This window comes from Methylobacterium sp. 1973 (genome assembly GCF_040545035.1).
GTDB classification, from domain to species: Bacteria; Pseudomonadota; Alphaproteobacteria; order Rhizobiales; family Beijerinckiaceae; genus Methylobacterium; species Methylobacterium fujisawaense.
This window is the reverse complement of the sequence record NZ_JBEPLA010000010.1, coordinates 59,403-84,987: the sequence shown is the minus strand read 5'-3', so window position 1 is coordinate 84,987 and position 25,585 is coordinate 59,403. Positions and strand designations below refer to the sequence as shown.

Below are 25,585 nucleotides of genomic sequence, written 5' to 3'. Positions count from 1 at the left end.
GCAGCGGCGCGCCGCCGCGGCTCAGACCAGCCGGCTCTGTTCGATCGCGGCGCCGACGAAGCCCTTGAACAGCGGGTGCGGCTCGAAGGGGCGCGACTTCAGCTCCGGGTGGAACTGCACGCCGATGAACCACGGGTGCCCGACATGCTCCACGGTCTCGGGGAGGAGGCCGTCGGGGGAGACGCCGGAGAAGCGCAGGCCCTTGGCCTCCAGCCGCTCGCGATAGGCCATGTTGACCTCGTAGCGGTGGCGGTGGCGCTCCGAGATCTGCTCGGACCCGTAGATCTGGGCGATCTTGGATGTGGGATCGAGCTTCGCCTCATAGGCACCGAGCCGCATCGTGCCGCCGAGATCGCCGGCCGCAGCCCGCCGCTCCAGCTCGTTACCGCGCAGCCACTCGGTGAGCAGGCCGACCACCGGCTCGGACGTCTCGCCGAACTCCGTGGAATTGGCGTCCGGCATTCCCGCGAGCGAGCGAGCGGCCTCGATGACGGCCATCTGCATCCCGAAGCAGATCCCGAGATAGGGGATGCGCTTCTCGCGAGCGTAGCGGGCCGCGCGGATCTTGCCCTCGGCGCCGCGCTGGCCGAACCCGCCCGGCACCAGGATTCCGTTCAAGCCCTCCAGGAACGGCGCGGGATCCTCGCGCTCGAACACCTCGGCCTCGATCCATTCGAGGTTGACCTTGACCCGATGGCTGATGCCACCGTGGGTCAGCGCCTCGGTCAGCGACTTGTAGGCGTCCTTGAGCCCCGTGTACTTGCCAACGATGGCGATGGAGACCTCGCCCTCGGGGTTGCGCACGCGCTCGGAGATCGTCCGCCAGCGGCCGAGATCCGGCTCCTCGCCGTGCTCCAGGCCGAAATGGCCGAGCACCTCGCGGTCGAGGCCCGCTGTCCGGTAGGAGAGCGGCACCTCGTAGATCGACGCCACGTCCCGCGCCTCGATCACCGCGGTCTCGCGGACGTTGCAGAACAGCGCGAGCTTGCGGCGCTCATCGACCGGGATGTCCCGGTCGCAGCGGCAGAGCAGGATGTCGGGCTGGATGCCGATGGAGCGCAGCTCCTTCACGGAATGCTGCGTCGGCTTGGTCTTCAGCTCGCCCGCGGACGGGATGTAGGGCAAGAGCGTCAGGTGGACGTAGCAGCAGGTGCCGCGGGGCAGTTCCTGGCCGAGCTGGCGGATCGCCTCGAAGAACGGCAGCCCTTCGATGTCGCCCACGGTGCCGCCGATCTCGACGAGCACGAAATCGAACGCGTCGTTGCCGTCGAGGACGAAGTCCTTGATCGCGTTGGTGACGTGCGGAATCACCTGGATCGTGGCGCCGAGATAGTCGCCGCGGCGTTCCTTGGCGATGATGTCCTGGTAGATCCGGCCCGTGGTGATGTTGTCGGCCCGGCTCGCCGGGACCCCGGTGAAGCGCTCGTAATGCCCGAGGTCGAGATCGGTCTCGGCGCCGTCGTCGGTGACGAACACCTCGCCGTGCTGAGTCGGGCTCATCGTTCCCGGATCGACGTTCAGATAGGGGTCGAGCTTGCGCATCCGGACCCGGTAGCCGCGGGCCTGCAGCACCGCCGCCAGGGCTGCGGAGGCGAGCCCCTTGCCGAGGGAGGAGACCACGCCGCCGGTGATGAAAACGTACCGCGTCATGGGCCTCGGTCCATAAAGAAGCTGCTGCCGTTTGCCAAACGACCCGTGCCCCGGCCCGCGCATGGGCTGGGGATCATGGAACGCATGGCACGGACCGGCTGAGTGCCGGCCCGTCGGAGATGGAATGAGACGCTGCGCCGTTCCGGGCGCAGCCCGTCAGCGGGATTGCGGCGCGTCCGGGACCGCCGGCTGGGCGGGCGCGGCCGGCTGGGCCGGCGCCGTGGCGGGCACCCGGTCCTGTTGCTGGCGGAGCGTGTCGAGCAGGTTGTCGGCGCCGGTCGGCTGCTTGGCGGGCTGGCCCGACGTCTGCGGCGCGCCGGTATCGAGGATCGATTTCGGCGCCGCGGAGCGATGCGACAGGATGGCGAGCGCCAGGCTGGTGGTGAAGAACAGGGCCGCCAGGATCGCCGTGGCCCGGGTCAGCGCGTTGGCCTGGCCACGGCCGGTCATGAACCCCGCGACGCCGCCGCCGCCCCCGCCGCCGAGCCCGAGGCCGCCCTCGGAGCGCTGAAGCAGCACGACGCCGATCAGCGCGAGGACGATGATGAGGTGGACGACGATCAGGACGGTCTGCATCGGTGTTCCGGGATCTTCTTCAGCGCCGCGCGCCGGCAGCGGGCACCGGGAGACGAACGCACGAGGGCCGGAGCCCGCCGCCGCTTCCGGTGCTCCCCGGCACGCATGCGTGCAGCGGAAGCCTCGTGGGCGACTTTGCGGGCGGACCGGCCGGAATTGGGCGACGGCATACACCACCGGCCGCCCGCCGCCAACCTGACGCGCGCGGCCGGCTGTCGGCGGCGCCCCTCGCCTTCGGCCGCGCCGCGTGGTTTCTGCACGGGAGAGAGCGGCCGACCGAACGCGCCGCCCCGTCCGGGAGGCCAACCATGTCCCTGTCACGCCGGGTGGCGCTCGTTGCCGCCATCGCTGCGCCCGTTCTGATCCGCGCCGTCCCCGGCACGGCCGCCGGGCCCGACGCCGCCGCCGTGGAGCAGGCCGTCGACGCTCTGACCCAAGCCCTGCTAGCCGCGGACGGGCCTGCCCTCGACGCCCTGGTCCTCGACGGTCTGAGCTACGGACATTCCAGCGGTCAGGTGCAGGACAAGACGGCGTTCGTCGAAACGCTCACCAGCAAGCGCTCGGCCTTCCCGAGCATCACTCTTTCGGACCGCTCCGTCTCGGTGGTCGGCGACGACGCCGTCGCCCGACATGTCTTCACGGGCGAAGTCGTCTCGGGCGGCAAGACGGCGCCCGTGCATATCGGCGTGATGCAGGTCTGGCACCGGGATCACGGCCGCTGGCGGCTGCTCGCGCGTCAGGCCTTCAAGATCTGACAGCGCCTCCGTGCGATCGCCGCTCCGCCCGCGCCGGCGGAGCAGTCCGGTGCCGCCCCACTCAGGCCCTGCAAAGACTGAAGTCTCTTTGCAACGCTTGACGACGGCAAGCGCCGCGAGCGCATCGAACCGCCGGAGGCGCGCTCAGGCGTAGGCGGCGCAGATCCCCAGGAAATCCGCGGCCACGAGACTCGCGCCGCCCACCAAGGCGCCGTCGACGTTGTCCACCGACAGAAGTTCGCGGGCATTTCCGGGCTTCACCGAGCCGCCATAGAGGATGCGGATCTTGTGCGCCTCGTCGCCCACGAGCTTGTCGAGCATCTCGCGCAGGGATGCGTGGACTTCAGCGATGTCGCGCGGCGTCGGTGTCCGGCCCGAGCCGATCGCCCAGACCGGCTCGTAGGCGATCACCGTATCGGCCGCCGTGGCGCCCTTCGGCAGGCCGATGGCGAGCTGCGCGCGGACGATGTCGAGGGCGCGGCCCTGCTCGCGCTCCTCGATGGTCTCGCCGACGCAGATGATGCCGCACAGGCCGGCACGCCGGGCACCCAGCGCCTTGGCGTGGACGCCGTCATCGGTCTCGTGGTGGTAGGCCCGGCGCTCGGAATGACCGACGATCACGTATTGCGCGCCGAGATCGGCGAGCATCTCGGCCGAGATCGAGCCGGTGAAGGCGCCGCTGGGGCGGGCATGGAGGTTCTGGCCGCCGATGGCGATGGGCGAGCCGGCGGCCGCCGCCACGCAGGAGCCGATCAGAGTCGCGGGCGGGCAGATCAGCACGTCGATGCGGGCCGCGAGGTCGGGCGAGAGCCCGTCGCGAATCGCTTCGACCACCTGGATGGATGCCCGGGTCCCGTTCATCTTCCAGTTGCCGGCGACAAGCGGCCTGCGCCCCGATTGCGTCATTCCTGCCCTCGCTCCGCCGCGGCGTTTCCCGAAGTTGCCGGGGCCTACCAGAGCGAGCTTGAGCGCGCAAACGCGCCGAAGCGCCTGAGTCTTTGCCTGTGGACGCGAATGGTCTATCGCGGTCGGCTCTCAGGAACAGCGCCGGCCCGGCGACGGGACGGCTGCCGAAGGTACTCGATCACAGACCATGCTTCAGGGCATCCGCAACGCCAGCCAGCACTGGCTCGGCAAGATCGTCTTGACGATCATCTTCACGCTGCTGATCGCCGGCGTCGGGATCTTCGGCGTCGAGGAGTTCTTCCGCGGCGGCGCGAGCAACAAGGTGGCGACCGTTGGCAGCACGCCGATCACCGCCGAGCAGGTGCGCCAAGCCTATCAGAACCAGCTGCAGCGCTATCAGACGCAGTTGAAGCGTCCCCTCACGCCCGATCAGGCGCGGATGCTCGGCCTCGACCGGCAGGTGATGTCCCAGCTGATCACCGAGGCCGCCCTCGATCAGAAGACCCACGATCTCGGCCTCGTCGTGCCGGATTCCGCGGTGATCAAGGCGATCCACGAGGAGAAGAGCTTCCAGAACACGCAGGGCCAGTTCGAGCCGCAGCTCTTCTACCAGACCCTGCAGCGGGCGGGTCTCAACGAGGGCATGTTCGTGCGCGAGCAGCGCTCCGTGATCGCCCGTCTGCAACTCGCCGAGGCGGTGTCGTCGGACCTGCATGTGCCGGTCGCCATGCGGGAGGCGGTCCACCGCTACACCACCGAGCGCCGCGCCGCCGCCTACCTGATGCTGACGCCCTCGGTCGCCGGGCAGATCCCCGAGCCGACCGACGACGAGCTGAAGACCTGGTACGAGGCCAACAAGTCCGGTTTCCGGGCTCCGGAATTCCGCGCGGTCAACCTCCTTGTGGTCGAACCCGAGGCGATGGCGAAGCCGGACGCGATCACCGAGGCCGACGCCCGCGCCGCCTACGCGCTCAACAAGGATCGTTACGGCGCGCCCGAGAAACGCACCATCCAGCAGATCGTCTTCCCAGACCCGGCCGCCGCCGAGGCGGCCCGCAAGGCGATCACCGACGGCGCCAAGACGTTCGAGGCGGTGGCGACGGAGCGCGGCACCGACGACAAGGACCTGACCCTCGGAACGCTGACGAAGAGCGAGCTGTTCGACAAGGCGGTGGCCGACGCGGCCTTCGCGCTGCCGGAGGGCGGTGTGAGCCAGCCCGTCCAGGGCCGCTTCGGCACGGTGTTGCTGCGGGTCACCAAGATCGAGCCCGGGACGGTGAAGCCCTTCGAGGCCGTGGAGGGTGAGATCCGCAAGGGCCTCGCCCTGGCCCGCGCCCGCGACGCGATGGAGACCACCCGCGACGCGATCGAGGATCAGCGGGCCGGTGCAAAGCCCCTCGCCGACATCGCGGCGGAGCGTGGTCTCAAGATCGTCAGCGTCAAGGCCGTGGACGTGAACGGCAAGGGACCGGACGGGCAACGGGTCGCCGACATCCCCGATCCGGACACCACTGTGCCGGCCCTGTTCCGCGCCGAGATCGGCGGCGACAATGAGCCTCTGCGCACCAAGACCGGCGGCTATGTCTGGTACGACGTCACCGGAATCGATGCCGCCCACGACAAGCCCCTCGACGAGGTCAAGGACGGCGTGAAGGCCGGCTGGACCGCGACCGAGATCGCCAAGCGCCTTCAGGCCAAGGGCCGCGAGCTGGTCGAGAAGATCAACAAGGGCGAGACCATGGAGGCTGCAGCGCAGGAGGTCGGCGTCAACCTGCAGGAGGCCCACGATCTCGCACGCAATCAAGCCAAGGACATGCTCAAGCCGGATGACGTGAACCTGATCTTCGCGACCCCGGTCGGCAAGGCCGGTACGGCGGCGGCCGGAGATTCGCGCGCGGTGTTCAAGGTCACGGCGGCGACGGTTCCGGCCTTCGTTGCCGACAGCCCCAGCGACAAGCAGATCACGCAGAGCTTCCAGGCCGCCCTCGCCGACGACGTCCTGTCTCAGTACATCAGCGAGGTTCAGAAGAACGCGGGCGTCAAGGTCGATCCGGCGGCCCTGCGCCGCGCCATCGGCGGCGAGTATTGAGGCATGGCCGAAGCGCCCGATTATGCGGCCTTCGCGGCGCGCTACGAGGCCAGGCAGCCGAGCCTCGTCGCGGTCAGCCTCGTCGCGGATCTGGAGACGCCGGTCGCGGCGTTCCTCAAGCTGCGCGCCGGCCATTCCGGTCCGGCCTTCCTCCTCGAATCGGTCGAGGGTGGTGCCGTGCGCGGCCGATACTCCATGATCGGCCTCGACCCGGACCTGATCTGGCGCTGCCGGGATGGCGCGCCCGCGATCGCGCGCGTTGCCGACCTCACCCGGTTTGAGCCGGATGACCGGGCACCGCTGGCGAGCCTGCGGGCGCTGATCGCCGAGAGCGCCATCGGCGAAGAAGCCGACGGCCAGGATCTGCCGCCGATGGCGGCCGGTCTATTCGGCTATCTCGGCTACGACATGGTCCGCGCCATGGAGCGGCTGCCGGAGCCGAACCCGGATCCCCTCGGCGTGCCGGACGCCATCCTGATGCGTCCGCGGGTCATGGTGGTTTTCGATTCCATCCGCGACCTGATCACCGTCGTGTCGCCGGTGAGGCCCACGGCCGGGACGACGGCCCGGGCCGCCTATGAGGAGGCGCTTCAGCGTCTCGACCGGGTCGCCGCTGCCCTGGAAGGTCCCTTGCCGATCGAGGCGCGGGTGGACCTGTCGGCGGTCGCCCATCCCGAGCCGGTCTCCAACACGTCGCCGGACGCGTTCGCCGCCATGGTGGCGCGCGCCAAGGAGTACATCGTCGCGGGCGACGTGTTCCAGGTGGTGCTGTCCCAGCGCTTCTCGGCGCCGTTCACCCTGCCGGCCTTCAGCCTGTACCGCTCCCTCCGGCGCACGAATCCGGCGCCGTTCCTGTGCTATCTCGATTTCGAGACGTTCCAGATCGTCTGCTCGTCGCCGGAGATCCTCGTCCGGGTGCGCGAGGGGACCGTCACGGTTCGCCCGATCGCCGGAACCCGCCGCCGCGGCGCAACCCCGGCCGAGGATGCCGCGCTCGCCGAGGAACTCCTTGCCGATCCGAAGGAGCGGGCCGAGCACCTCATGCTGCTCGATCTCGGCCGCAACGATGCCGGCCGGGTCTCGCGGATCGGCAGCGTCCGGGTAACCGACTCGTTCTTCATCGAGCGCTACAGCCAGGTCATGCACATCGTGTCGAATGTCGAGGGCGACCTCGATCCACGCCACGATCCCCTCGACGCGCTGGCGGCGGGCTTCCCGGCCGGGACGGTCTCGGGGGCGCCGAAGGTGCGGGCCATGGAAATCATCGACGAGCTGGAGCGCGAGAAGCGCGGGCCGTATGCGGGCTGCATCGGCTATTTCGGTGCCCGGGGCGAGATGGACACCTGCATCGTCCTGCGCACCGCGGTGGTGAAGGATGGTCAGATGCACGTCCAGGCCGGGGCAGGGATCGTGTACGATTCGGATCCTGCCTCCGAGCAGCAGGAATGCGTCAACAAGGCCAAGGCGCTGTTCCGCGCCGCCGAGGAGGCGGTGCGGTTCGCCGCGCAGGCGAAACGGGGGCAGTAGGCGGGGCCGCGAACCGGTTCCGCGCCCGATCCGATTGCCGAACGACGCGGATGGTTGACCGCGCGAATGCGAGCGGTCACATCGCCTGCATGCCCGAGCGTGCCGCCGCGATGCCCAACGTCCTCGTCATCGACAACTACGATTCCTTCACCTGGAATCTCGTGCACCTGATCGGTCCGCTCTGCGGGACCGTCGATGTCGTGCGCAACGACGCGCTCACGATCCCCGACATCCGCGCCAGGGCGCCGGACGCGATCGTGCTGTCGCCCGGGCCATGCACGCCCACGGAGGCGGGTATCTGCCTCGACGTGGTCCGTGATCTGTCCGAGGAGATCCCGATTTTCGGCGTGTGCCTGGGTCTCCAGGCCATCGGACAAGCGTTCGGCGGCGATGTCGTGCGGGCGCCCCTGCCGCTCCACGGCAAGGTATCGACGATCCGGCACGGCGCCCGCGGCCTGTTCCGCGGCCTGAACGACAGCTTCGAGGCGACCCGCTACCACTCCCTCGTGGTCGATCGTGCGACCTGCCCGGCCGCGTTGCGGGTCACCGCGGAGGCGGACGGCCTGATCATGGGGCTCGAGCATGCCGAGCGTCCGCTCCATGGCGTCCAGTTCCATCCCGAGAGCATCCGGTCGCAGCACGGCACGGAGATCGTGAAGAACTTCCTCGATCTTGCCACGGCCTGGAATACGGCGCGTGACAGGACGCGTGCCGACGTGCATTGACGCCGGGAGGCCGGGGCGGCCCTCCGTCAGAAGCCATGGATCGTTTCAGACCCCATCTCGCGAAGGTCGCCGGGGGCCTCGCCCTCGACCGTGCCGAGGCCCGTGCCGCCTTCGACGACCTGTTGTCGGGCGAGGTGACGCCGGTCCAGGCCGGCGCCTTCCTCACCGCCCTCAAGGTGCGCGGCGAAACCGTCGACGAGATCGTCGGCGCCGCCGAGGCCATGCGGCAACGCATGACGCGCGTCGCGGCGCCCGCAAACGCTATCGACGTCGTCGGCACCGGCGGCGACCATTCCGGCAGCGTGAACGTCTCGACGCTGGCCGCCATCCTGGTGGCCGCTTGCGGCGTGCCGGTGGCCAAGCACGGGAATCGCGCCGCGACCTCCCGGTCGGGCGCGGCCGACGTGCTCGCGGCTTTGGGCGTCCGTCTGGGCCTCGATCCGGCCGGGCAGGTGCGCTGCCTCGACGAGGCCGGCCTTTGCTTCCTGTTCGCCCAGGCCCATCACCCGGCGATGCGACACGTGGCGGCGGTTCGCTCCGAACTGCCTGTCCGGACGATCTTTAATCTGCTGGGCCCGCTCAGCAACCCGGCCGGCGTCGGCTATCAGCTCTTCGGCGTCGCCCAGGAGGCGCTGGCCGAGCCGCTGACGCGCGTCCTTTCGGAACTCGGCAGCCGCCGGGTCTGGACCGTCCACGGGTCCGACGGGCTCGACGAGATCACCGTCACGGGTCCGACGCGGGTGGTGGCCCTCGATCACGGCAGGCTGTCTCGCTTCACCATCGACCCGCGGGAATTCGGGCTGGCGCTGCGCGCGCCCGAGGAACTGCGCGGCGGCGATCCGGCCGACAATGCCCGGGCGCTCGAGGCCGTCCTGGCCGGCGCCCAGAACGCCTACCGGGATATCGCGGTTCTCAATGCGGGGGCTGCCCTCGTCGTCGCGGGTGCCGCGCAGGCCCTGGCGGACGGCGTCGCGCGGGCGCAGGATGCCGTCGATTCCGGGGCGGCCCGGGCGACGCTCGCCCGCCTTGTCCGGGCTTCGAACGACCACTCCAACGGGGAGGAGGGCCGATGAGCTCGCTGACGCACGACGCGACCCAGCAGACCGGCGCCGAGGCGCCGCCCGAGCGGCCGAACGTCCTCGCGCGGATCGAGGCCTACAAGCGCCGCGAGATCGCCGAAGCGAAGCTGCGCGTGCCGCTCGCCAAGCTGGAACGGCGGGTCGCGCAGGCGGAACCGGTGCGCGGTTTCGCGGCGGCGATCCGCGCCCACCTCGCCGAGGACCGCCCGGCGCTCATCGCCGAGGTGAAGAAGGCCTCGCCTTCCAAGGGCCTGATCCGCGCCGATTTCGATCCGGCCACCCTGGCCGCCGCCTACGAGGCCGGCGGCGCGACCTGCCTGTCGGTGCTCACCGACGAGCCCTCGTTCCAGGGCCGGCCCGAATACCTGACGGCGGCGCGCGAAGCCTGCGGGCTGCCGGTGCTGCGCAAGGACTTCCTGTTCGAGCCCTATCAGGTCTACGAAGCGCGGGCCTGGGGCGCCGACTGCATTCTGGTCATCATGGCCTGCCTCGACGACGACGAGGCCGTGGCCCTGGTGGAGACGGCGAATCTCCTTGGCATGGATGTCCTGGTCGAGGTGCATGACGCGGCCGAGCTGACCCGCGCGATCCCCCTCGGTACGGCCCTGATCGGCATCAACAACCGCAATCTCAAGACCTTCGAGGTCTCGTTCGAGACCGCGATCGGGCTCGCGCCGGGCATACCGGCCGATCGCATCGCCGTGGCCGAGAGCGGGATCGGCGACCATGCCGACGTGGTGCGTCTCCGGGACAACGGCCTCGGCGTGGTGCTGGTCGGCGAGAGCCTGATGCGGCAGCCGGACGTCGCGAAGGCGGCCCGTACCCTGCTGTTCGGCGATGCGGAGACCAAGGGCGGCAAGCCGCGGAAGAAGGCTTAAGCGATGGAGCCGGGCTCGACGCTGACCCATCTCGACACCAGCGGCGCGGCCAACATGGTCGACGTCACCGACAAGCCCGCCACCGACCGGACCGCCCGGGCGGAAGGCCAGATCGTGATGAGGCCCGAGACCCTGGCGCTGATCCGCGAGGGCGACGCCAAGAAGGGGGACGTGATCGGCACGGCGCGACTCGCCGGCATCATGGCGGCCAAGCGCACCCACGAGTTGATCCCCCTCTGTCACCCGCTGCTGCTGTCGAAGGTCCGGGTCGAGTGTGAGCCCGACGCGGCGTTGCCGGGCCTGCGCATCGCCGCGGAAGTCCGGGTGCAGGGTCCGACGGGTGTCGAGATGGAGGCCCTGACCGCGGTCTCGGTGGCTTGCCTGACGGTCTACGACATGGTGAAAGCGGTCGATCGCGGCATGCGCATCGAGGGCATACGCCTCATCGCAAAGGACGGCGGTCGCTCGGGCGCGTATCGGGCCCCGCAGGAATGAGCGACCTGATCCCGGTCGCCGAGGCTCTGGCGCGCGTTCTCGCGAGCGTCGCCGGTCCGGTCGAACCCGAAACCGTGCCGCTGGCGCAGGCTGCCGGCCGGACGCTCGCCGCGGATGTCGGCGCCTCCCGCACACAGCCGCCGTTCCCGGCCTCGGCCATGGACGGCTACGCCGTGCGCAGCGCCGACGCCTCAGAGGTGGGGGCATCCCTGCGGATGATCGGCACCAGTGCGGCCGGACACGGCTTCTCGGGACGCATCGGCGCAGGCGAGACGGTGCGGATCTTCACCGGCGCGCCGGTTCCGGAGGGTGCGGATGCGATCCTGATCCAGGAGAATGCGTCCGCGGAGGATGGGACGGTGCGCGTCCTCGAGCCAGTCGAGCCGATGCGGTTCATCCGTCGGGCGGGCCTCGATTTCACCGCGGGCGAAACCCTGATCCCGGCCGGCATGAGCCTCGACGCCCGGCGCTTGGCGCTGGCCGCGGCGGCTGGCCATCCGCGCCTCTCCGTGCGGCGGAGGCCGCGGGTTGCGATCCTCGCCACCGGTGATGAGTTGGTGGAGCCCGGGGCGACGCCCGGCTGGGACCAGATCGTCGCTTCGAACAGCCTCGCGCTCGCGGCCCTCGCGGCGGAGGCGGGTGCCGATATCATCGATCTCGGCATCGCGGCCGACGACCACGCCGCCCTGGCGGATGCGTTCCGTCGGGCCCGCGAGGCCCGGGCCGACCTGCTCGTGACCCTCGGGGGCGCCTCCGTCGGCGACCACGATCTGGTTCAGAGCGCGCTCGCCAAGGAGGGTCTGGCACTCGGGTTCTGGCGGGTCGCCCTCCGGCCGGGCAAGCCGCTGATGCACGGCCGCCTCGGCGACATGCTGGTGATCGGATTGCCGGGCAATCCGGTCTCGTCGATCGTCTGCGGGCTGCTGTTCGCGGTCCCGGCCATCCGTGCGCTCCAGGGGGATCCGCAGGCGGGCGCCGACCGCAGCGAGCCGGCGAGGCTCGGCCGCGACCTTTCGGCGAATGACGGCCGCGCCGACTACATGCGCGCGAGCCTCACCGTGGAACCTGGCCAGCTGCCCATCGCGACCGCCGAGCAGCGCCAGGATTCCTCCATGCTGGGCGTTCTCGGACGCTCGGAGGCCCTGCTCATCCGCGCGCCGCACGCGCCGGCCGCGACCGCCGGCGATCTTTGCCGGATCATCCGTCTCGATCGTCGCCTGTTCTGACGCTCAGGGCATCACGCGCCACGCCTTGAGAGGGCCGGGCATGTCCAGCGGCATCAGACGGGCGCTCCGGACCTTGCCCTGGGCGAGTCGCGTGGCGAAGGCCGTCTCGGCCTGAAGATCGTCGGCCGGCCGGGCCGGGCAGGCGACGAGGTATTGAACGCCGAACTCCGTCAGCACCCGGTCGAGGTCGGCCTCGGTACCGCCCAGCCCTTCGATTGCGGCCGTTAGTCCGGGAATCGCCCGGTGATACGGCGCGGCCACGATCTTATGCGGTGTCCGCAACAGGATCGACGGTCCCAGGACGATCGGCGCCAGCACGGTGCCCTCCGGCAGGGCCGCGAGAGGGCTGACGGCGGCATCGCTGAGGCAGGCTGTGACCTCGGCCGCATCCGGCGCGGTGCGCAGGTCCGGCGCCAACGCTCCGAACAGGAGCGCCGGGATCATCCAGAGGCAACTGATCATTCCGGCGCCGAGGAGCGCGATCTGCCAGCGTGGGCCATCGGCAGGCGGGCCTGCGGCGCGCGCCAGCGCCCGATCAAGGATGATGCCCGCCACCAGCGGCACGAAGCCGGAAGCGATGTAGAGGCCGCGGAACTGAACGATGCCGAGGATCAGCCCGGGCCACAGGAATAGCGCCATCACCGACCAAGCCCGACGCTCCGGCCCGCACCAGGCCATCCCGGATGCGGTGAAGGTCGCGAGGATCACGACGGGATAGAAGACCAGCGCCTCCCACTGGCCGCGCGCCACGAATTTCGTCAGCGGCGCCATCTCGTTGACGGTCAGCAGCCAATGGATCCGCACGAGAGGCGGCATGTCCGGGAAGGGGCCGCCGAGGCAGGCCGGGAAGGCGGCGACGAACCCGACCAGAAGGACGCATCCGGCCAAGCCTGCGAGGGCGAGCCGGGCGCGGATCGTCGCGAGGCGCTCTCCCGCGACGGCGACTCCGGTGGCGAAGACGAGGCCGCCCACGGTCAGCCAGAGCCACGGTGGCGAGAGCGCGTCGCAATGCGAGACACCCCAGAGGGAAGGCGCTGTCTGCACGGCGAACAATGCGGGCGCGGCGGCCCCGAGCCCGAGGCCAAAGCCCGCCAGCGGGGCACGGGCGGGCGCTCCGCGCAGGCACCAGTCGCCCGTGAGATACAGGGCGGCCAGCGCCACGAAGGGCAGCCCCTCAAGCCCGATCGCCAGGGAGACGGCGGCCAGGATCCCACCGATCACGCCCCGCTTCAGATCGCCGCCGATCATGCAGAAGGCGAGGCCGAGGATCGCGATGATCTGCAGATTGTGATGATCGACCCGGCCTGCCTGGAACTGGATCGTGACACCGAAGGTCTGCGTCGCCGCCACCAGGGCCAGGAGCGCGGCCCGGCTCCCGAAGCTGTGCCGGACGCCGCGATACAGAACCCAGCCGTAGAGCCCGAACAGCACCATGGGCCAGAAGGCGGCTGTGAGGCCTTCCGCCAGCGCGCGACCTGTCAGGGGCGTGAGTCCCAGGATCATCGCCGCGATGGGTGCGTCCACGAGGCGCGACCAGTGGCTGGGCGTGCCGGCCGGGGCCAGGAACCGGTACTGGACGTTGTCGAACCAGCCCTGTCCGGCCAGCAGGTCGCGGACTTCCACGAGGCGCATGGCGTCGTCGGTATCCGGAACCCGCAGGTGCCGGATCGTCTCCCACACCGCGTCAGGCGCGTTCATCGTCGCGATGCAGAGGGCGGCGAGCACCCACAGGAGCGTGCGGGTCTCGATCCGCCGGCGCGGTCGGGAGGGCAGGGGCGCCGGAGCCGGCATGGTTGGATCACCCGGGCGGGCGGTCGATGCCCTCGCCGTCATGCTGGCGCGGTTCGGCTTAACGCGCGGTCAAGGGACATCGGCCGCGCGTTCCCGCCGCCGCGCCAGCGATTCCTTAACCACGACCCGGCATCCTGCCGTCCGGTCGGCGTCCTGCGCGTCGCGCGCCGCACCAATCGCCGGAGCATGGGATGAGCCACCACACCGAGACGCTGGTGATCGGCGCGGGGCCCGCGGGTCTGACCGCCGCCTACCTGCTGTCGAAGAAGGGGCGCTCCGTCACCGTCCTGGAGCGGGATCCGGCGCAGGTCGGCGGGATCTCGCGAACCGTTTCCCACAACGGCTACCTGTTCGATATCGGCGGCCACCGCTTCTTCTCGAAGTCGCAGGCCGTGGTCGATCTCTGGGACGAGATCCTTCCCAACGACTTCATCGAGCGGCCGCGCCTGTCCCGGATCTACTATCGCGGCCGGTACTACGCCTACCCGCTCAAGGCCTTCGAGGCACTCCGCAACCTCGGCGTCTTCACCAGTGCGGCCTGCGTCGCCTCCTACCTCTATGCCCGCCTGCGGCCGGTCGAGGAGCCGAAGACCTTCCACGCCTGGGTGCGCAACCAGTTCGGCGAGCGCCTGTTCGCGATCTTCTTCAAGACCTACACCGAGAAGGTGTGGGGCATGTCCTGCGACGCGATCTCGGCCGACTGGGCGGCGCAGCGCATCAAGGGGCTCGACCTCGGCGCGGCGATCCGCGACGGCATCAAGCGCTCCCTGGGCCTGCGCAAGCGGGCCCCGGCCGGCGGTCCCGTCATCAAGACGCTGATCGAGTCGTTCCGCTATCCGCGCCGGGGACCCGGCATGATGTGGGAGGCCGCCGCCGCCAAGATCGAGGCCCAGGGCGGCCACCTGCGCCTCGACCGCAGCGTCGATTCCCTCAGCTACGATGCCGGGACCGGCATCTGGACGGTGGCGGCCCGCCGCGCCGACGGCAGCCGCGAGACCTTCACGGCCCGCAACGTCATCTCGTCCGCGCCGGTCCGTGAGCTGGTCGACGCGATCCGCCCGCGGCCGCTCAGCACCTTCAACGCCCGGGCGCTGAAGTACCGCGATTTCCTGACGGTGGCGCTCATCGCCAAGTCCGACAAGAACTTCCCGGACAACTGGATCTACATCCACGACCCGTCGGTGAAGGTCGGCCGGGTGCAGAACTTCCGCTCGTGGTCCCCCGAGATGGTGCCGGACGCGGACCATACCTGCCTGGGCCTCGAATATTTCTGCTTCGAGGGCGACGGCCTCTGGAACGCCGACGATGCCGAGCTGGTGGAGCTCGCCAAGCGCGAGATCGGTCAGATCGGCCTGATCGACCCGGCCGACGTGGTCGATGCCTGCGTGGTCCGCCAGCCGAAGGCCTACCCGGTCTACGACGAGGAGTATGCCGGCCACGTCGTCACCGTGCGGCGGGAGCTGGAGCGGGATTTCCCGACCCTGCACCTCGTCGGCCGCAACGGCATGCACAAGTACAACAACCAGGACCATGCGATGATGACCGCGATGCTGACCGTGGAAAACATCCTCTGCGGCCGGCGCCGGCACGACGTCTGGCGGGTCAACGAGGATGCCGAGTACACCGAGGCTGGCGTGTCGGGGGCCGAGGCGGCGCTGGGCAACGAGCGTCTCGTGCCGCGGAAGGTCGCCTGACGCGCAACAGCACCGGGCCCGCGTCACCGAAGCGGCTTGCCGGTCTCTCCCGCGCCCCTATCGTTCCCTTCCGGTAATGCCCTGAACCGAGGGCCGCCGGGAGGATTTGTTTCGATGCGATCTCTGCTTCTCGCCGCGCTCGTCGCGGGCGTGGCCATGCCGGCGGCGGTTCTGCCCGCCCTGGCGCAGGGCGCCGCCCCTGCCGAGACCAAGGCCAAGACCGACGATCTGGAGAAGCTCGAGGGCTTCCATAGCACGGACACGCAGGCCGCCGCCGAAATCCCGCAGACCGGCCGGCGCGCCGACGCGATCCGCAAGAACCTGTCGAAGATCAAGCTGCCGGACGGCTTCAAGATCGATCTCTATGCCGTGGTGCCGGATGCCCGCGCCATCGCGGTCGGCCCGAATGCCGGTGTGCTGTTCGTCGGCACGCGCAAGAGCAAGATCTTCACGGTCACCGACCGCGACAAGGACCGGGTCGCCGACGAGGTCCGGCCCTTCGCGCCGGGCATCGCGTTCAAGATCCCCAACGGCGTCTGCTTCTCGAAGGACGGCGTGCTCACCGTGGTGGAGCAGAACCGCGTCCTTGCCTTCCCGGCCGCCGAGTTCTTCTACGAGAATCCGGACGTCGCCGCCGGCGTGCTGGTCAAGCAGGGCGCGCTGATCCCGGCCTCCGAGGAGAGCTTCAACCACACCGCCCGGGTCTGCCGGGTCGGGCCGGACGGCAAGACCTACATCGCGCTGGGCCAGCCCTACAACGTGCCGCCGCCCGAGAAGATGGATCTCTACAAGAAGACCGGCATCGGCGGCATCATCCGCATCGACGCCGACGGCAAGAACCGCGAGGTCTACGCCACCGGCATCCGCAATTCGGTGGGGATGGACTTCAACACCGACAAGTCCCTCTGGTTCACCGACAACCAAGTGGACGGCATGGGCGACGACAAGCCGCCGGGCGAACTCAACCGCGCCACCAAGGCCGGCGAGAATTTCGGGTTCCCGTGGTTCGGCGGCGGCGCGGTCCGCACGGTGGAGTACAAGGACCAGACCCCGCCGGCCGACGCCGTCGCGCCGCAGGCCGAACTGCCCCCGCACGCGGCCGATCTCGGCATGACCTTCTACAACGGCAAGCAGTTCCCGGCCTCCTACAAGGGCGGGATCTTCATCGCCGAGCACGGGTCCTGGAACCGCACCGAGCCGGTGGGCGCCCGGGTGATGTTCGCCAAGCTCGGCGCCGACGGGAAGGTGGAATCGGTGAAGCCCTTCGCCGAGGGCTGGCTCACCGGCGACGGCGAGTATCTCGGCCGCCCGGTGGACGTGGCGGTGATGCTCGACGGCTCGCTGCTGGTCTCAGACGATTCCGCCGGGGCGATCTATCGGATCTCCTACGAGAAGTAGTGTCTTGTGACGGGGCGCCCCTCACCGAGAGGGACGCCCCGTCGCGAACGGGCGCGACGCACCCCCTCTCCCGTCCGGGAGAGGGTCGGGGTGAGGGGTGCGCCGTTTCCGGAAAGATCCGATCCCTCACCCTGTCCCTCTCCCGCACGGGAGAGGGGACTCGCGCCCCGTCCGGAAGCGCGGGGTTAGTCTCCACCGGTCCGAGAGTTCGAGCCCGCCCCGATGATCCGCTTGCTTCTCCTCCTTGCCGCCACGCTCGTCCCGCTCTCGGCCGAGGCCGGCGACGCTGCTGCGGGCAAGAAGCGCGCGACCGCCTGCCAGACCTGCCACGGGATGGACGGGCTCTCGAAGCTGCCGGAGGCGCCGAACCTCGCGGGTCAGGTCGAGCCCTACCTCGTGAAGGCGCTCACCGAGTACCGCGACGGCAAGCGGCAGAACGAGATCATGAACGTGGTCGCAAAGGAGCTGTCGGACGCGGATATCGCCAATCTGGCGGCGTATTATGCGGGGATCCAGATCGACGTGCTGCCGCCGGGGTAGACGCTCTTTTTGCGCCCCGCATCGTCGCTGCGCTCGCAACGACGGAAAAGGCCGGTTCCCATTTCAGAACCGGCCATCACGTTCGAACGCAAAAACAAGATCGGCTCTCGCGTCTTCCTCGTGACAGATGACGGAAAGCGCCTCACCAACGCGGCGCCTCAATCGTCCATCTTCAGCGCCGCGATGAACGCTTCCTGCGGGATCTCGACGCGCCCGAACTGGCGCATCTTCTTCTTGCCTTCCTTCTGCTTGTCCAGAAGCTTGCGCTTGCGCGAGATGTCGCCGCCGTAGCACTTGGCGGTGACGTCCTTGGACAGAGCCTTGATCGTCTCACGGGCGATGATCTTGCCGCCGATCGCCGCCTGGACGGGGATCTGGAACAGGTGGCGGGGAATCAGGTCCTTGAGCTTCTCGCACATGGCCCGGCCGCGCGATTCGGCGCGGGTGCGGTGGACCAGCATCGACAGGGCGTCCACCGGCTCGGCATTCACCAGGATCGACATCTTCACGAGGTCGCCCTCGCGGTAATCCGAGACGTGGTAATCGAAGGAGGCGTAGCCCTTCGAGATCGACTTCAGCCGGTCGTAGAAATCGAACACCACCTCGTTCAGGGGCAGGTCGTAGACCACCATGGCGCGCTTGCCGACGTAGTTGAGGTCGATCTGGACGCCCCGACGGTCCTGGCAGAGCTTCAGCACGCCGCCGAGATACTCGTCGGGCGTCAGGATCGTGGCGCGGATCCAGGGCTCCTCGATCAATTCGATCTTCATGATGTCCGGCATGTCGGCCGGGTTGTGGAGTTCCTTCACCTCCCCGTCGCGCATCTTGAGGCGGTAGACCACCGAGGGCGCGGTCGAGATCAGGTCGAGGTTGAACTCGCGCTCAAGTCGCTCCTGGATGATCTCCAGGTGCAGGAGCCCGAGGAAGCCGCAGCGGAACCCGAAGCCGAGGGCGGCCGAAGACTCCATCTCGTAGGAGAAGGAGGCGTCGTTGAGCCGCAGCCGGCCCATGGCCGAGCGGAGGTTCTCGAACTCGGCCGCGTCCACCGGGAACAGGCCGCAGAACACCACCGCCTGGACTTCCTTGAAGCCCGGCAGCATCTCGGTGGTCTGGCGCTTGTCCTCGGTGATGGTGTCGCCGACGCGGGTGTCGGCCACTTCCTTGATCGAGCCGGTGAAGAAGCCGACCTCGCCCGGGCCGAGGGCGTCGATATCGGCCATCTTCGGCCGGAACACGCCGATCCGGTCGACGCCGTAGACCGCGTCGGCACCCATCATGCGGATGGTCATGCCCTTCTTGAGGGTGCCGTCGATGATCCGCACCAGCACGACGACGCCGAGATAGGCGTCGTACCAGCTGTCCACGAGGAGCGCCTTCAGCGGCGCGTCGCTCTTGCCCTTCGGCGGCGGCAGGCGGGTGACGATCGCCTCCAGCACCGCCTCGATGTTCAGCCCGGTCTTGGCCGAGATCGGCACCGCGTCGGAGGCATCGAGGCCGATCACCTCCTCGATCTGCTCCTTCACCCGGTCCGGCTCGGCCGCCGGCAGGTCGACCTTGTTGAGGACGGGCACGATCTCGTGGTTGGCGTCGAGCGCCTGATAGACGTTGGCGAGGGTCTGCGCCTCCACGCCCTGCGAGGCGTCGACCACGAGGAGGGACCCCTCGCAGGCGGCGAGCGAGCGCGACACCTCGTAGGCGAAGTCCACGTGGCCGGGCGTGTCCATCAGGTTCAGGACGTAATCCTTGCCGTCCTGCGCCTTGTATTCCAGGCGCACGGTCTGCGCCTTGATGGTGATGCCGCGCTCCTTCTCGATATCCATCGAGTCGAGCATCTGCTCGCTCATGTCGCGGAGCGCGACGGTGCCGGTGGCCTGGATCAGCCGGTCGGCCAAGGTCGATTTGCCGTGGTCGATATGTGCGACGATCGAGAAATTGCGGATGGATTCGATCGGGGCTGTCATCGGCATTCCGTTCGGGCGCACGCTGGCGCGCACCCTCTGACGTCGGGACGTATTCGAAAAGATCGGCTCCCGCGCGAGATAGCAGCGCCGCGGGAAGGCGCCAAGCGCGGCCTAAGCGCCTGAGGACCGGCGCCGACGCGATGAGGGTCCCGTCCCGTCATTTCGAGCGGGCGCAGAAAGGTCCGAATACCAGAACCGCACCGGCTGGCGCCGTCGGATCCCGCTGGGTGTCCCGGTCGCGGGCTGCGCGTCGCGGTCCCGGGATGACGGAGGGCATGGACCCGGTCGTCCGGTCCACGGACAAACGACGGGGGCCGGAACGTGCCGGCCCCCGGGTGAACGACGGGACTGTCGCCGACGATCGTCCGTCGGATCAGCGACCGCGGTCGCGGATCAGGCGCTCGATCTCGGCCTCGCCATGGGAGCGCGCCTTGGCCTCGGTCGGATGTTTCCGGTCCGAGCGCTGGTGCAGCTTGCCGTGCTTGCGGATGCTCCACTGGAACAGGGAGCCGCTCTCGCCGACCGGCTCCACATCGAGGCTGAAGGGGTAGGTATCAGTCTGGGTATCGCTCATCGCCCCGATATGGGGCACGCAGCGACTTTTCGCCATGCCTGATCGTGAAGTCCTTGCGCGTTCACGCGTCCGCACCGGTCGCGCGCGCCCGCGCGGCCATGGCAACGAGACTTTTGCGCAGCGCACCCATGTCGGTGACGCGCTCCGGATAGGGGGCCCGGACGGTGCGATCGCCCGCCATCAGGTCCATGCCCTCGGGGTCGAGGCCGGTGAGCCGCCAGGGCAGCCCGGCCTCGCCGCCCGCGCCCGTGGCGTAGAGCGCCAACGCGTCCGCATGGTCGGCGTTCATATGCTCCACGGCGCCGCGCTCGCCGGCCACGATCGGCTGCGCATCCGAGAGATCGAGGAGAAGCTGGTCCCGGGTCAGCGTCGCGGCTTTCGCGAAGCCGCCGTTGAGATGGCCGGCATCCGGCGTGAGGGCGAAGAAGCCGAAATCGGGGAAATCGGCGTAGAGCTTGGCCTTCGGGTGGCGGGCCAGGAACCGCTCGCGTGCCCGCGCCTCAGGTGTCTGGACGGCGCGGCCGACCACCGTCAGCCGGGGATGGGCGAGGGGATCGCCCTTGCCGCCCTGCGCGAACAGCAGCGAGCAGCGCGGCTCGGCGAGCAGGTTGCGGGTATGGGCCGACAGCCGCGACAGCAGCATCAGCGGCGTGCCGTCCGCGTCGGTGGCGATGGTGACGAGGGACGCGAAGGGCGTGCCGTCCGGATCCAGGGTCGCGAGGGCACCCGAACGGATGCTGCGCAGGAGCATCCGCGACAGGCCGATCGCGTCGAACGGCGCCGCTTCGGCGGGCAGCGGACGGGCCGGTCCGCCGGGACCCGGACCCGTGTCCATCGTCTCGCCCATCCGCGATTCCTCCCCGGTCCGAATTGCCGCCGCATTCCGCCGCCATGTTAGCGATTTGCTGCAGCGCGCGCGAGGCGTCCGAACCGCGTCAGATGGGCCGCGGCGTGCCGCTGTTACGGCCAAGCTATGACCGCCGCTCGCTTTTTCCGATCGGTCGTACTAAAGCACCTGTCCCTTTGCGTGTGCCGGGCTGCGCCGAAACTGCCCGGTTCGCGTTTTCGTCTGCCCCTCGTGGGCCGGGATGCGGCGCGGCCTGTGCGTAGAGCCGGGACCGCGCCTGAGCCCGTTCAGTCAGGGACCGCGCATGCCGACCATCGCCCTCGTCGACGACGACCGGAACATCCTCACCTCTGTGTCGATCGCGCTGGAGACCGAAGGTTACCGCATCCAGACCTACACGGACGGCGCCTCCGCCCTGGACGGTCTGCGCCATTCGCCGCCCGATCTCGCGATCTTCGACATCAAGATGCCGCGCATGGACGGGATGGAGCTTCTCCGACGCCTGCGGCAGAAATCCGACCTTCCCGTGATCTTCCTGACCTCGAAGGACGAGGAGATCGACGAACTGTTCGGCCTTAAGATGGGCGCGGACGACTTCATCCATAAGCCGTTCTCGCAGCGGCTCCTCGTGGAGCGGGTCAAGGCGGTGCTCCGGCGCTTCGCCAAGGAGGCCCCCGGCAGCACGCCCCGGGGCGAGGCCGAGGTGGCCGCCCGGTCGCTGGAGCGCGGCGCGCTGATGATGGATCCCGAGCGCCACACCTGCACGTGGAAGGGCGAGCCGGTGACCCTGACGGTCACGGAGTTCCTGATTCTGCAGGCGCTCGCGCAGCGCCCCGGCGTGGTGAAGAGCCGCAACGCCCTGATGGACGCGGCCTATGACGATCAGGTCTATGTCGATGACCGGACCATCGACAGCCACATCAAGCGGCTGCGCAAGAAGTTTAAGGTTACCGACCAGAGCTTCGACATGATCGAGACGCTCTACGGCGTCGGCTACCGCTTCAAGGAGGCGTGATCTCCAGGATCCGCCCCGTGACCGCCCGGACCACCCAGCCCCAGACCGAGGATGCCCCGCCCCGCGCCTCCCTGGCCCAGATTCTGTCCCGACCGCTCGGCTTGCCCCGCGCCGTGTGGGACGCGATCGGCCAGCGCGCCTCGTCGAGCCTGACGCGCCGCATCGTCGTCCTCAACCTCGTCGGGCTGATCGCGCTGCTCGTCGGGTTCCTCTACCTGAACCAGTTCCGCCAGGGCCTGATCCAGGCCCGGATCCAGAGCCTCGCCATTCAGGGCGAGATCATCGCGGGGGCGATCGCCGCCTCGGCGTCGGTGGACACCGACACGATCCGCATCGATCCCGACAAGCTGCTCCAGCAGCAGGCCGGCGAGGCGGCGGAGGAGGAATCGCAGCCGCTCGCCTTCTCGCTCAACCCCGAGAAGGTGGCGCCGCTCCTGTCGCGCCTCGTGACGCCGACGGGCAACCGCGCCCGGGTCTACGATCAGGAGGGCGGCCTCCTGTTCGACACCCGCACCCTGTTCAAGCGCGGCGACGCCAGCCGGCCCGATCCGCTGGAGCCCAAGCCCCACAAGCCCGGGATGCTCGAATCCGCCTTCGAGACGATCCAGGCGAAGCTCGGCGGCCTGTTCCGCAGCCGGACCGAGACCGCCGAGGAGACCGGGCCGGTGAACGGCCACTCCCTCCGGGAGGTCCAGGCGGCGCTCGGCGGCAACCGCGGCAGCCTCGTGCGCCGCAACAAGCTCGGCGAGACCACCGTGTCGGTGGCGGTGCCGATCCACCGGGCCGGCTCGGTCCGCGGCGCCCTGCTGATCTCGACCCAGGGCGACGCCATCGACCGGGTCATCGCCTCGGAGCGGTTCGGCCTGCTCCAGGTCTTCCTCGTCGCCTCGGCGGTGATGGTGGTGCTGTCGTTCCTGCTGGCCGGCGCCATCGCGGGGCCGGTGCGCCGCCTCGCCGAGGCCGCCGAGAAGGTCCGGATGGGCATCAAGACCCGCGAGGAGATCCCCGATTTCACCGAGCGGACCGACGAGATCGGCCATCTGTCCGGCGCCCTGCGCGACATGACCCAGGCGCTCTACCGGCGGATCGACGCCATCGAGAGCTTCGCGGCCGATGTCAGCCACGAGCTGAAAAATCCGCTCACGTCGCTGCGCAGCGCGGTGGAGACCCTGCCCCTCGCCAAGACCGACGAATCCCGCGGCCGCCTGATGGCGATCATCCAGCACGACGTGAAGCGCCTCGACCGGCTGATCAGCGACATCGCGGACGCCTCGCGGCTCGATGCGGAACTCGCGCGCGCCGAAGCCCGGCGCGTGGATCTCCGGCGGCTTCTCACCACCGTCGTCTCCGTGGCCAACGAGCGGCGGCGCCCGAAGGACTGCCTGATCCAGCTCGACATCGAATCGATCGGATCGGAGCAGGACGCGCCCTTCACGATCATCGGCCACGACAGCCGGCTCGGCCAGGTGGTCAACAACCTCCTCGACAACGCTCGGTCGTTCTCGCCGAGCGACGCGAAGGTCCGGGTGGTGCTGCGCCGGGTGCGCGGTGAGGTGGAGATGATCTGCGAGGACGAGGGTCCGGGCATCCCGGAGCATGCCCTGGAGCGGATCTTCGAGCGCTTCTACACCGACCGGCCCGAGCAGGGCTTCGGCCAGAATTCAGGGCTCGGCCTGTCGATCTCCCGCCAGATCGTCCAGGCCCATCGCGGCACGATCCGCGCCGAGAACCGGCCCGGCGCCCCGGATGAGGATGGCGAGCCCACCGTGCGTGGCGCCCGCTTCGTGGTCCGCCTGCCGGCGGCCCCGCGGCAACTCCACGCCTGATGGTCACCCTTCACGGCGCCTGTATCGCGCTGTGCGAGACCGGGATCCTGATTCGCGGCCCGTCGGGCGCCGGCAAATCCAGTCTCGCGCTCCTGCTCGCCAACGCGGCCGACGGGGCCTTCGTGGCCGACGACCGCGTCGTCTGTACGGTGCGCGAAGGGCGACTCGTGGCCTGTCCCCATCCGAGCCTCGCCGGACGAGTCGAGATCCGGGGGCAGGGGATCCTGCCCATGGCCGAGCTCGGCATCCCGTTCCGCCCGGAGGTGGTTCTGGACCTCGCCGTCGATCTCGTGGAGACGGCACCGCGCCTGCCGGAGCCCCCCGAGGCGGCGGCGCTCCTCGGCCTGACCCTGCCGCGCCTCGTTCTCGACCGGGGCGTGCGCGCCGCCGGCCTCGCGCCGCTGCTCATCCGTGCGGCACTGCGAAAGCATCGGCCGTGACTTCGCAGCCGCACAGGCGGTTCGATTCGCCTAAGACTGGTATACCCCCATGGCGCAGCCGCTGCGGCCGTGGCATGATCGCGGAAATGTCCGGGCATAAAAGTCGCGTTCGCCTTGTGGGGGGCTGTGCGATGCACAACATGGCGGCATTCACAGGACGTTGGAACACGTGTCGATGATTGGCATGGTGCTCGTAACTCACGGGCTACTGGCGACCGAGTTCAAGGCCGCTCTGGAGCACGTGGTCGGCCCGCAGGATCAGATCGAGACGATCACGATCGGGCCGGAAGACGATATGGAATTGCGACGGCGGGACATCATGTCCGCGGTCTGTCGGGTGAATACCGGTGAGGGCGTGGTCGTGCTCACCGACATGTTCGGCGGCACGCCGTCGAACCTCGCCCTGTCCTGCATGAACGGCGGCTCGGTGGAGGTCGTGGCGGGCATCAACCTGCCGATGCTGATCAAGCTGGCCAGCGTCCGCGACGAGGAGAAGCTCGGCGACGCCGTGCTTCATGCCCAGGAAGCGGGCCGCAAATACATCAACGTCGCCTCGCGGGTTCTGGCGGGGAAGTAGTCTTCACGATCAGGCTTCCAGTACGGCCGCGGTCGGGGCCGTCCGCCGCGTGCTCACGGTGATTCCCACGGAGGCCGCGATCACCAATCCGATCGCCAGCCATTGGATGGGACTGATTCGCTCCCCCAGGAGAACGAGGCCGGCGCAGGCCGCCACGGCGGGTTCCAGGCTCATCAGGACGCCGAAGCTCTTCCGGTCGAGCCGGCGCAGCGCGAACATCTCCAGGGAATAGGGCAGGGCACTCGACATCACCGCCACGCCAAGGCCTGCGGCCAGGATGCCGGGGTTGAGCAGGGCCGGTCCGGCCTCCGACAGGCCGAAGGGCGCCACCACGATGGCCGCCGTGAACATGCCGAGGGACACGGCCTGGCCGCCGTCGATCCGCCCCGCGCGCTGTCCGAACAGGATGTAGAGCGCCCAGCACAGGGCCGCGCCGAGATCGAGCAGGATGCCGATCGGATCGAGTCCGTCCTGACCGGAGATCGGCAGGAGCAGCGCGAGTCCGGTGACCGCCACGCCGATCCACAGGAAATCCGACCGGCGGCGCGACGCGATCAGAGCGACGGCCAGCGGCCCGACGAACTCGATGGCCACGGCCGGTCCGAGGGGCAGCCGTGCCAGTGCGAGATAGAACAGGAGGTTCATCAGCCCGAGGGCCGTCCCGTAGAGGGCGATCCAGCCGGCCTCGCGCGCCGGGAGGCTGCGCCGCCAGGGCCGCCAGACGGCGACGAGGATCAGGGCCGAGAAGCCGACCCGCAGGGCGGACGTCCCGGATGCACCGACCGCCGGAAACAGGCTCTTGGCGAAGGTCGCGCCGCTCTGGAGGGAGACCATGCCGGTCACCAGCGCGGCGACCGGTAAAATGGAATGGAAAATCGGTGGCTCTACCTTGGGCATTTACCTATCGGTATCCATATCGATGAGGTTTTCTGTCTTACTTAATTAACACTCTAGGTTTAGCATAGGTAATGATCGACGAGGGTGGTTGATTTTTAATATTTCAACTCGGCTGCGAG

General features: G+C 69.3%; 23 protein-coding genes. 15 read left to right on the top strand and 8 right to left on the bottom strand.

Annotated features, from left to right (window positions below):
* Window positions 1-21: 21 nt before the first annotated feature.
* Both pyrG and secG read right to left on the bottom strand, forming a co-directional pair.
* Complete coding sequence (gene pyrG / locus ABIC70_RS19315; protein ID WP_043348836.1) at window positions 22-1,650, bottom strand: CTP synthase; 1,629 nt, start codon at window positions 1,648-1,650, stop codon at window positions 22-24.
* 156 nt (window positions 1,651-1,806) lie between these two features.
* Window positions 1,807-2,226, bottom strand: coding sequence for a preprotein translocase subunit SecG (gene secG / locus ABIC70_RS19310; RefSeq protein WP_043348833.1), 420 nt, complete (start codon window positions 2,224-2,226; stop codon window positions 1,807-1,809).
* Between the two features lie 308 nt (window positions 2,227-2,534).
* On the opposite strand from secG, the gene ABIC70_RS19305 reads away from it, so the two are divergent.
* Window positions 2,535-2,981 (top strand): nuclear transport factor 2 family protein, encoded by a 447-nt coding sequence (locus tag ABIC70_RS19305; protein ID WP_354440658.1) that lies wholly within the window; start codon window positions 2,535-2,537, stop codon window positions 2,979-2,981.
* 144 nt (window positions 2,982-3,125) lie between these two features.
* Here the strand turns inward: ABIC70_RS19305 and tpiA are convergent, their stop codons facing one another.
* A complete protein-coding gene (gene tpiA, locus ABIC70_RS19300; RefSeq protein WP_043348827.1) occupies window positions 3,126-3,887 on the bottom strand; it encodes a triose-phosphate isomerase in 762 nt (253 codons plus the stop codon).
* Window positions 3,888-4,074: 187 nt separating this feature from the next.
* Between tpiA and ABIC70_RS19295 the strand changes: the two genes are divergently transcribed.
* The 7 genes from ABIC70_RS19295 to ABIC70_RS19265 all read left to right on the top strand — a co-directional run bounded on the left by ABIC70_RS19295 (window position 4,075) and on the right by ABIC70_RS19265 (window position 11,906).
* Complete coding sequence (locus ABIC70_RS19295; protein ID WP_354440656.1) at window positions 4,075-5,976, top strand: peptidylprolyl isomerase; 1,902 nt, start codon at window positions 4,075-4,077, stop codon at window positions 5,974-5,976.
* A gap of 3 nt (window positions 5,977-5,979) precedes the next feature.
* The gene (gene trpE / locus ABIC70_RS19290; RefSeq protein WP_354440654.1) at window positions 5,980-7,503 is read left to right on the top strand and encodes an anthranilate synthase component I; all 1,524 of its coding nucleotides are present in this window, start codon (window positions 5,980-5,982) and stop codon (window positions 7,501-7,503) included.
* A gap of 110 nt (window positions 7,504-7,613) precedes the next feature.
* Window positions 7,614-8,228, top strand: coding sequence for an anthranilate synthase component II (locus ABIC70_RS19285; protein WP_043761266.1), 615 nt, complete (start codon window positions 7,614-7,616; stop codon window positions 8,226-8,228).
* Window positions 8,229-8,263: 35 nt separating this feature from the next.
* Window positions 8,264-9,301 (top strand): anthranilate phosphoribosyltransferase, encoded by a 1,038-nt coding sequence (gene trpD / locus ABIC70_RS19280; protein ID WP_043351643.1) that lies wholly within the window; start codon window positions 8,264-8,266, stop codon window positions 9,299-9,301.
* A complete protein-coding gene (gene trpC, locus ABIC70_RS19275; RefSeq protein WP_043378522.1) occupies window positions 9,298-10,185 on the top strand; it encodes an indole-3-glycerol phosphate synthase TrpC in 888 nt (295 codons plus the stop codon). The genes trpD and trpC overlap by 4 nt, the downstream gene beginning before the upstream one ends.
* 3 nt (window positions 10,186-10,188) lie before the next feature.
* Window positions 10,189-10,680, top strand: a complete 492-nt coding sequence (gene moaC, locus ABIC70_RS19270; protein ID WP_043351646.1) for a cyclic pyranopterin monophosphate synthase MoaC — start codon at window positions 10,189-10,191, stop codon at window positions 10,678-10,680.
* Window positions 10,677-11,906 carry a molybdopterin molybdotransferase MoeA gene (locus ABIC70_RS19265; protein ID WP_354440652.1) on the top strand — a complete coding sequence of 410 codons (1,230 nt, stop codon included), beginning with the start codon at window positions 10,677-10,679 and terminating at the stop codon, window positions 11,904-11,906. The genes moaC and ABIC70_RS19265 overlap by 4 nt, the downstream gene beginning before the upstream one ends.
* A gap of 3 nt (window positions 11,907-11,909) precedes the next feature.
* Here the strand turns inward: ABIC70_RS19265 and ABIC70_RS19260 are convergent, their stop codons facing one another.
* Window positions 11,910-13,697 (bottom strand): hypothetical protein, encoded by a 1,788-nt coding sequence (locus tag ABIC70_RS19260; protein WP_354440650.1) that lies wholly within the window; start codon window positions 13,695-13,697, stop codon window positions 11,910-11,912.
* 191 nt (window positions 13,698-13,888) lie between these two features.
* On the opposite strand from ABIC70_RS19260, the gene ABIC70_RS19255 reads away from it, so the two are divergent.
* The 3 genes from ABIC70_RS19255 to ABIC70_RS19245 all read left to right on the top strand — a co-directional run bounded on the left by ABIC70_RS19255 (window position 13,889) and on the right by ABIC70_RS19245 (window position 17,329).
* On the top strand, window positions 13,889-15,391 hold the full coding sequence (locus tag ABIC70_RS19255; protein WP_354440648.1) for an NAD(P)/FAD-dependent oxidoreductase: 1,503 nt from the start codon (window positions 13,889-13,891) through the stop codon (window positions 15,389-15,391).
* Between the two features lie 114 nt (window positions 15,392-15,505).
* Entirely contained in the window at window positions 15,506-16,789 is a 1,284-nt protein-coding gene (locus ABIC70_RS19250; RefSeq protein ID WP_043351653.1) for a PQQ-dependent sugar dehydrogenase, read from the top strand.
* 222 nt (window positions 16,790-17,011) lie between these two features.
* Window positions 17,012-17,329, top strand: a complete 318-nt coding sequence (locus ABIC70_RS19245; protein ID WP_043351655.1) for a c-type cytochrome — start codon at window positions 17,012-17,014, stop codon at window positions 17,327-17,329.
* A 158-nt stretch (window positions 17,330-17,487) separates the two neighbouring features.
* On the opposite strand, the gene lepA is transcribed toward ABIC70_RS19245, so the two are convergent.
* The 3 genes from lepA to ABIC70_RS19230 all read right to left on the bottom strand — a co-directional run bounded on the left by lepA (window position 17,488) and on the right by ABIC70_RS19230 (window position 20,711).
* Complete coding sequence (gene lepA / locus ABIC70_RS19240) at window positions 17,488-19,290, bottom strand: translation elongation factor 4 (RefSeq protein WP_043761264.1); 1,803 nt, start codon at window positions 19,288-19,290, stop codon at window positions 17,488-17,490.
* Window positions 19,291-19,663: 373 nt separating this feature from the next.
* A complete protein-coding gene (locus ABIC70_RS19235) occupies window positions 19,664-19,900 on the bottom strand; it encodes a hypothetical protein (RefSeq protein ID WP_236952957.1) in 237 nt (78 codons plus the stop codon).
* A gap of 25 nt (window positions 19,901-19,925) precedes the next feature.
* Window positions 19,926-20,711, bottom strand: coding sequence for a HugZ family pyridoxamine 5'-phosphate oxidase (locus ABIC70_RS19230; RefSeq protein ID WP_051044813.1), 786 nt, complete (start codon window positions 20,709-20,711; stop codon window positions 19,926-19,928).
* Between the two features lie 304 nt (window positions 20,712-21,015).
* On the opposite strand from ABIC70_RS19230, the gene ABIC70_RS19225 reads away from it, so the two are divergent.
* The 4 genes from ABIC70_RS19225 to ABIC70_RS19210 all read left to right on the top strand — a co-directional run bounded on the left by ABIC70_RS19225 (window position 21,016) and on the right by ABIC70_RS19210 (window position 24,569).
* Window positions 21,016-21,726, top strand: coding sequence for a response regulator transcription factor (locus ABIC70_RS19225; protein ID WP_020094607.1), 711 nt, complete (start codon window positions 21,016-21,018; stop codon window positions 21,724-21,726).
* A gap of 71 nt (window positions 21,727-21,797) precedes the next feature.
* Window positions 21,798-23,552 (top strand): sensor histidine kinase, encoded by a 1,755-nt coding sequence (locus ABIC70_RS19220; RefSeq protein ID WP_354440803.1) that lies wholly within the window; start codon window positions 21,798-21,800, stop codon window positions 23,550-23,552.
* Entirely contained in the window at window positions 23,552-23,992 is a 441-nt protein-coding gene (locus ABIC70_RS19215; protein ID WP_354440644.1) for an HPr kinase/phosphorylase, read from the top strand. The genes ABIC70_RS19220 and ABIC70_RS19215 overlap by 1 nt, the downstream gene beginning before the upstream one ends.
* A 175-nt stretch (window positions 23,993-24,167) precedes the next feature.
* Window positions 24,168-24,569, top strand: a complete 402-nt coding sequence (locus tag ABIC70_RS19210) for a PTS sugar transporter subunit IIA (RefSeq protein ID WP_043351658.1) — start codon at window positions 24,168-24,170, stop codon at window positions 24,567-24,569.
* 9 nt (window positions 24,570-24,578) lie between these two features.
* Here the strand turns inward: ABIC70_RS19210 and ABIC70_RS19205 are convergent, their stop codons facing one another.
* The gene (locus tag ABIC70_RS19205) at window positions 24,579-25,466 is read right to left on the bottom strand and encodes an EamA family transporter (RefSeq protein ID WP_354440642.1); all 888 of its coding nucleotides are present in this window, start codon (window positions 25,464-25,466) and stop codon (window positions 24,579-24,581) included.
* Window positions 25,467-25,585 lie beyond the last annotated feature (119 nt).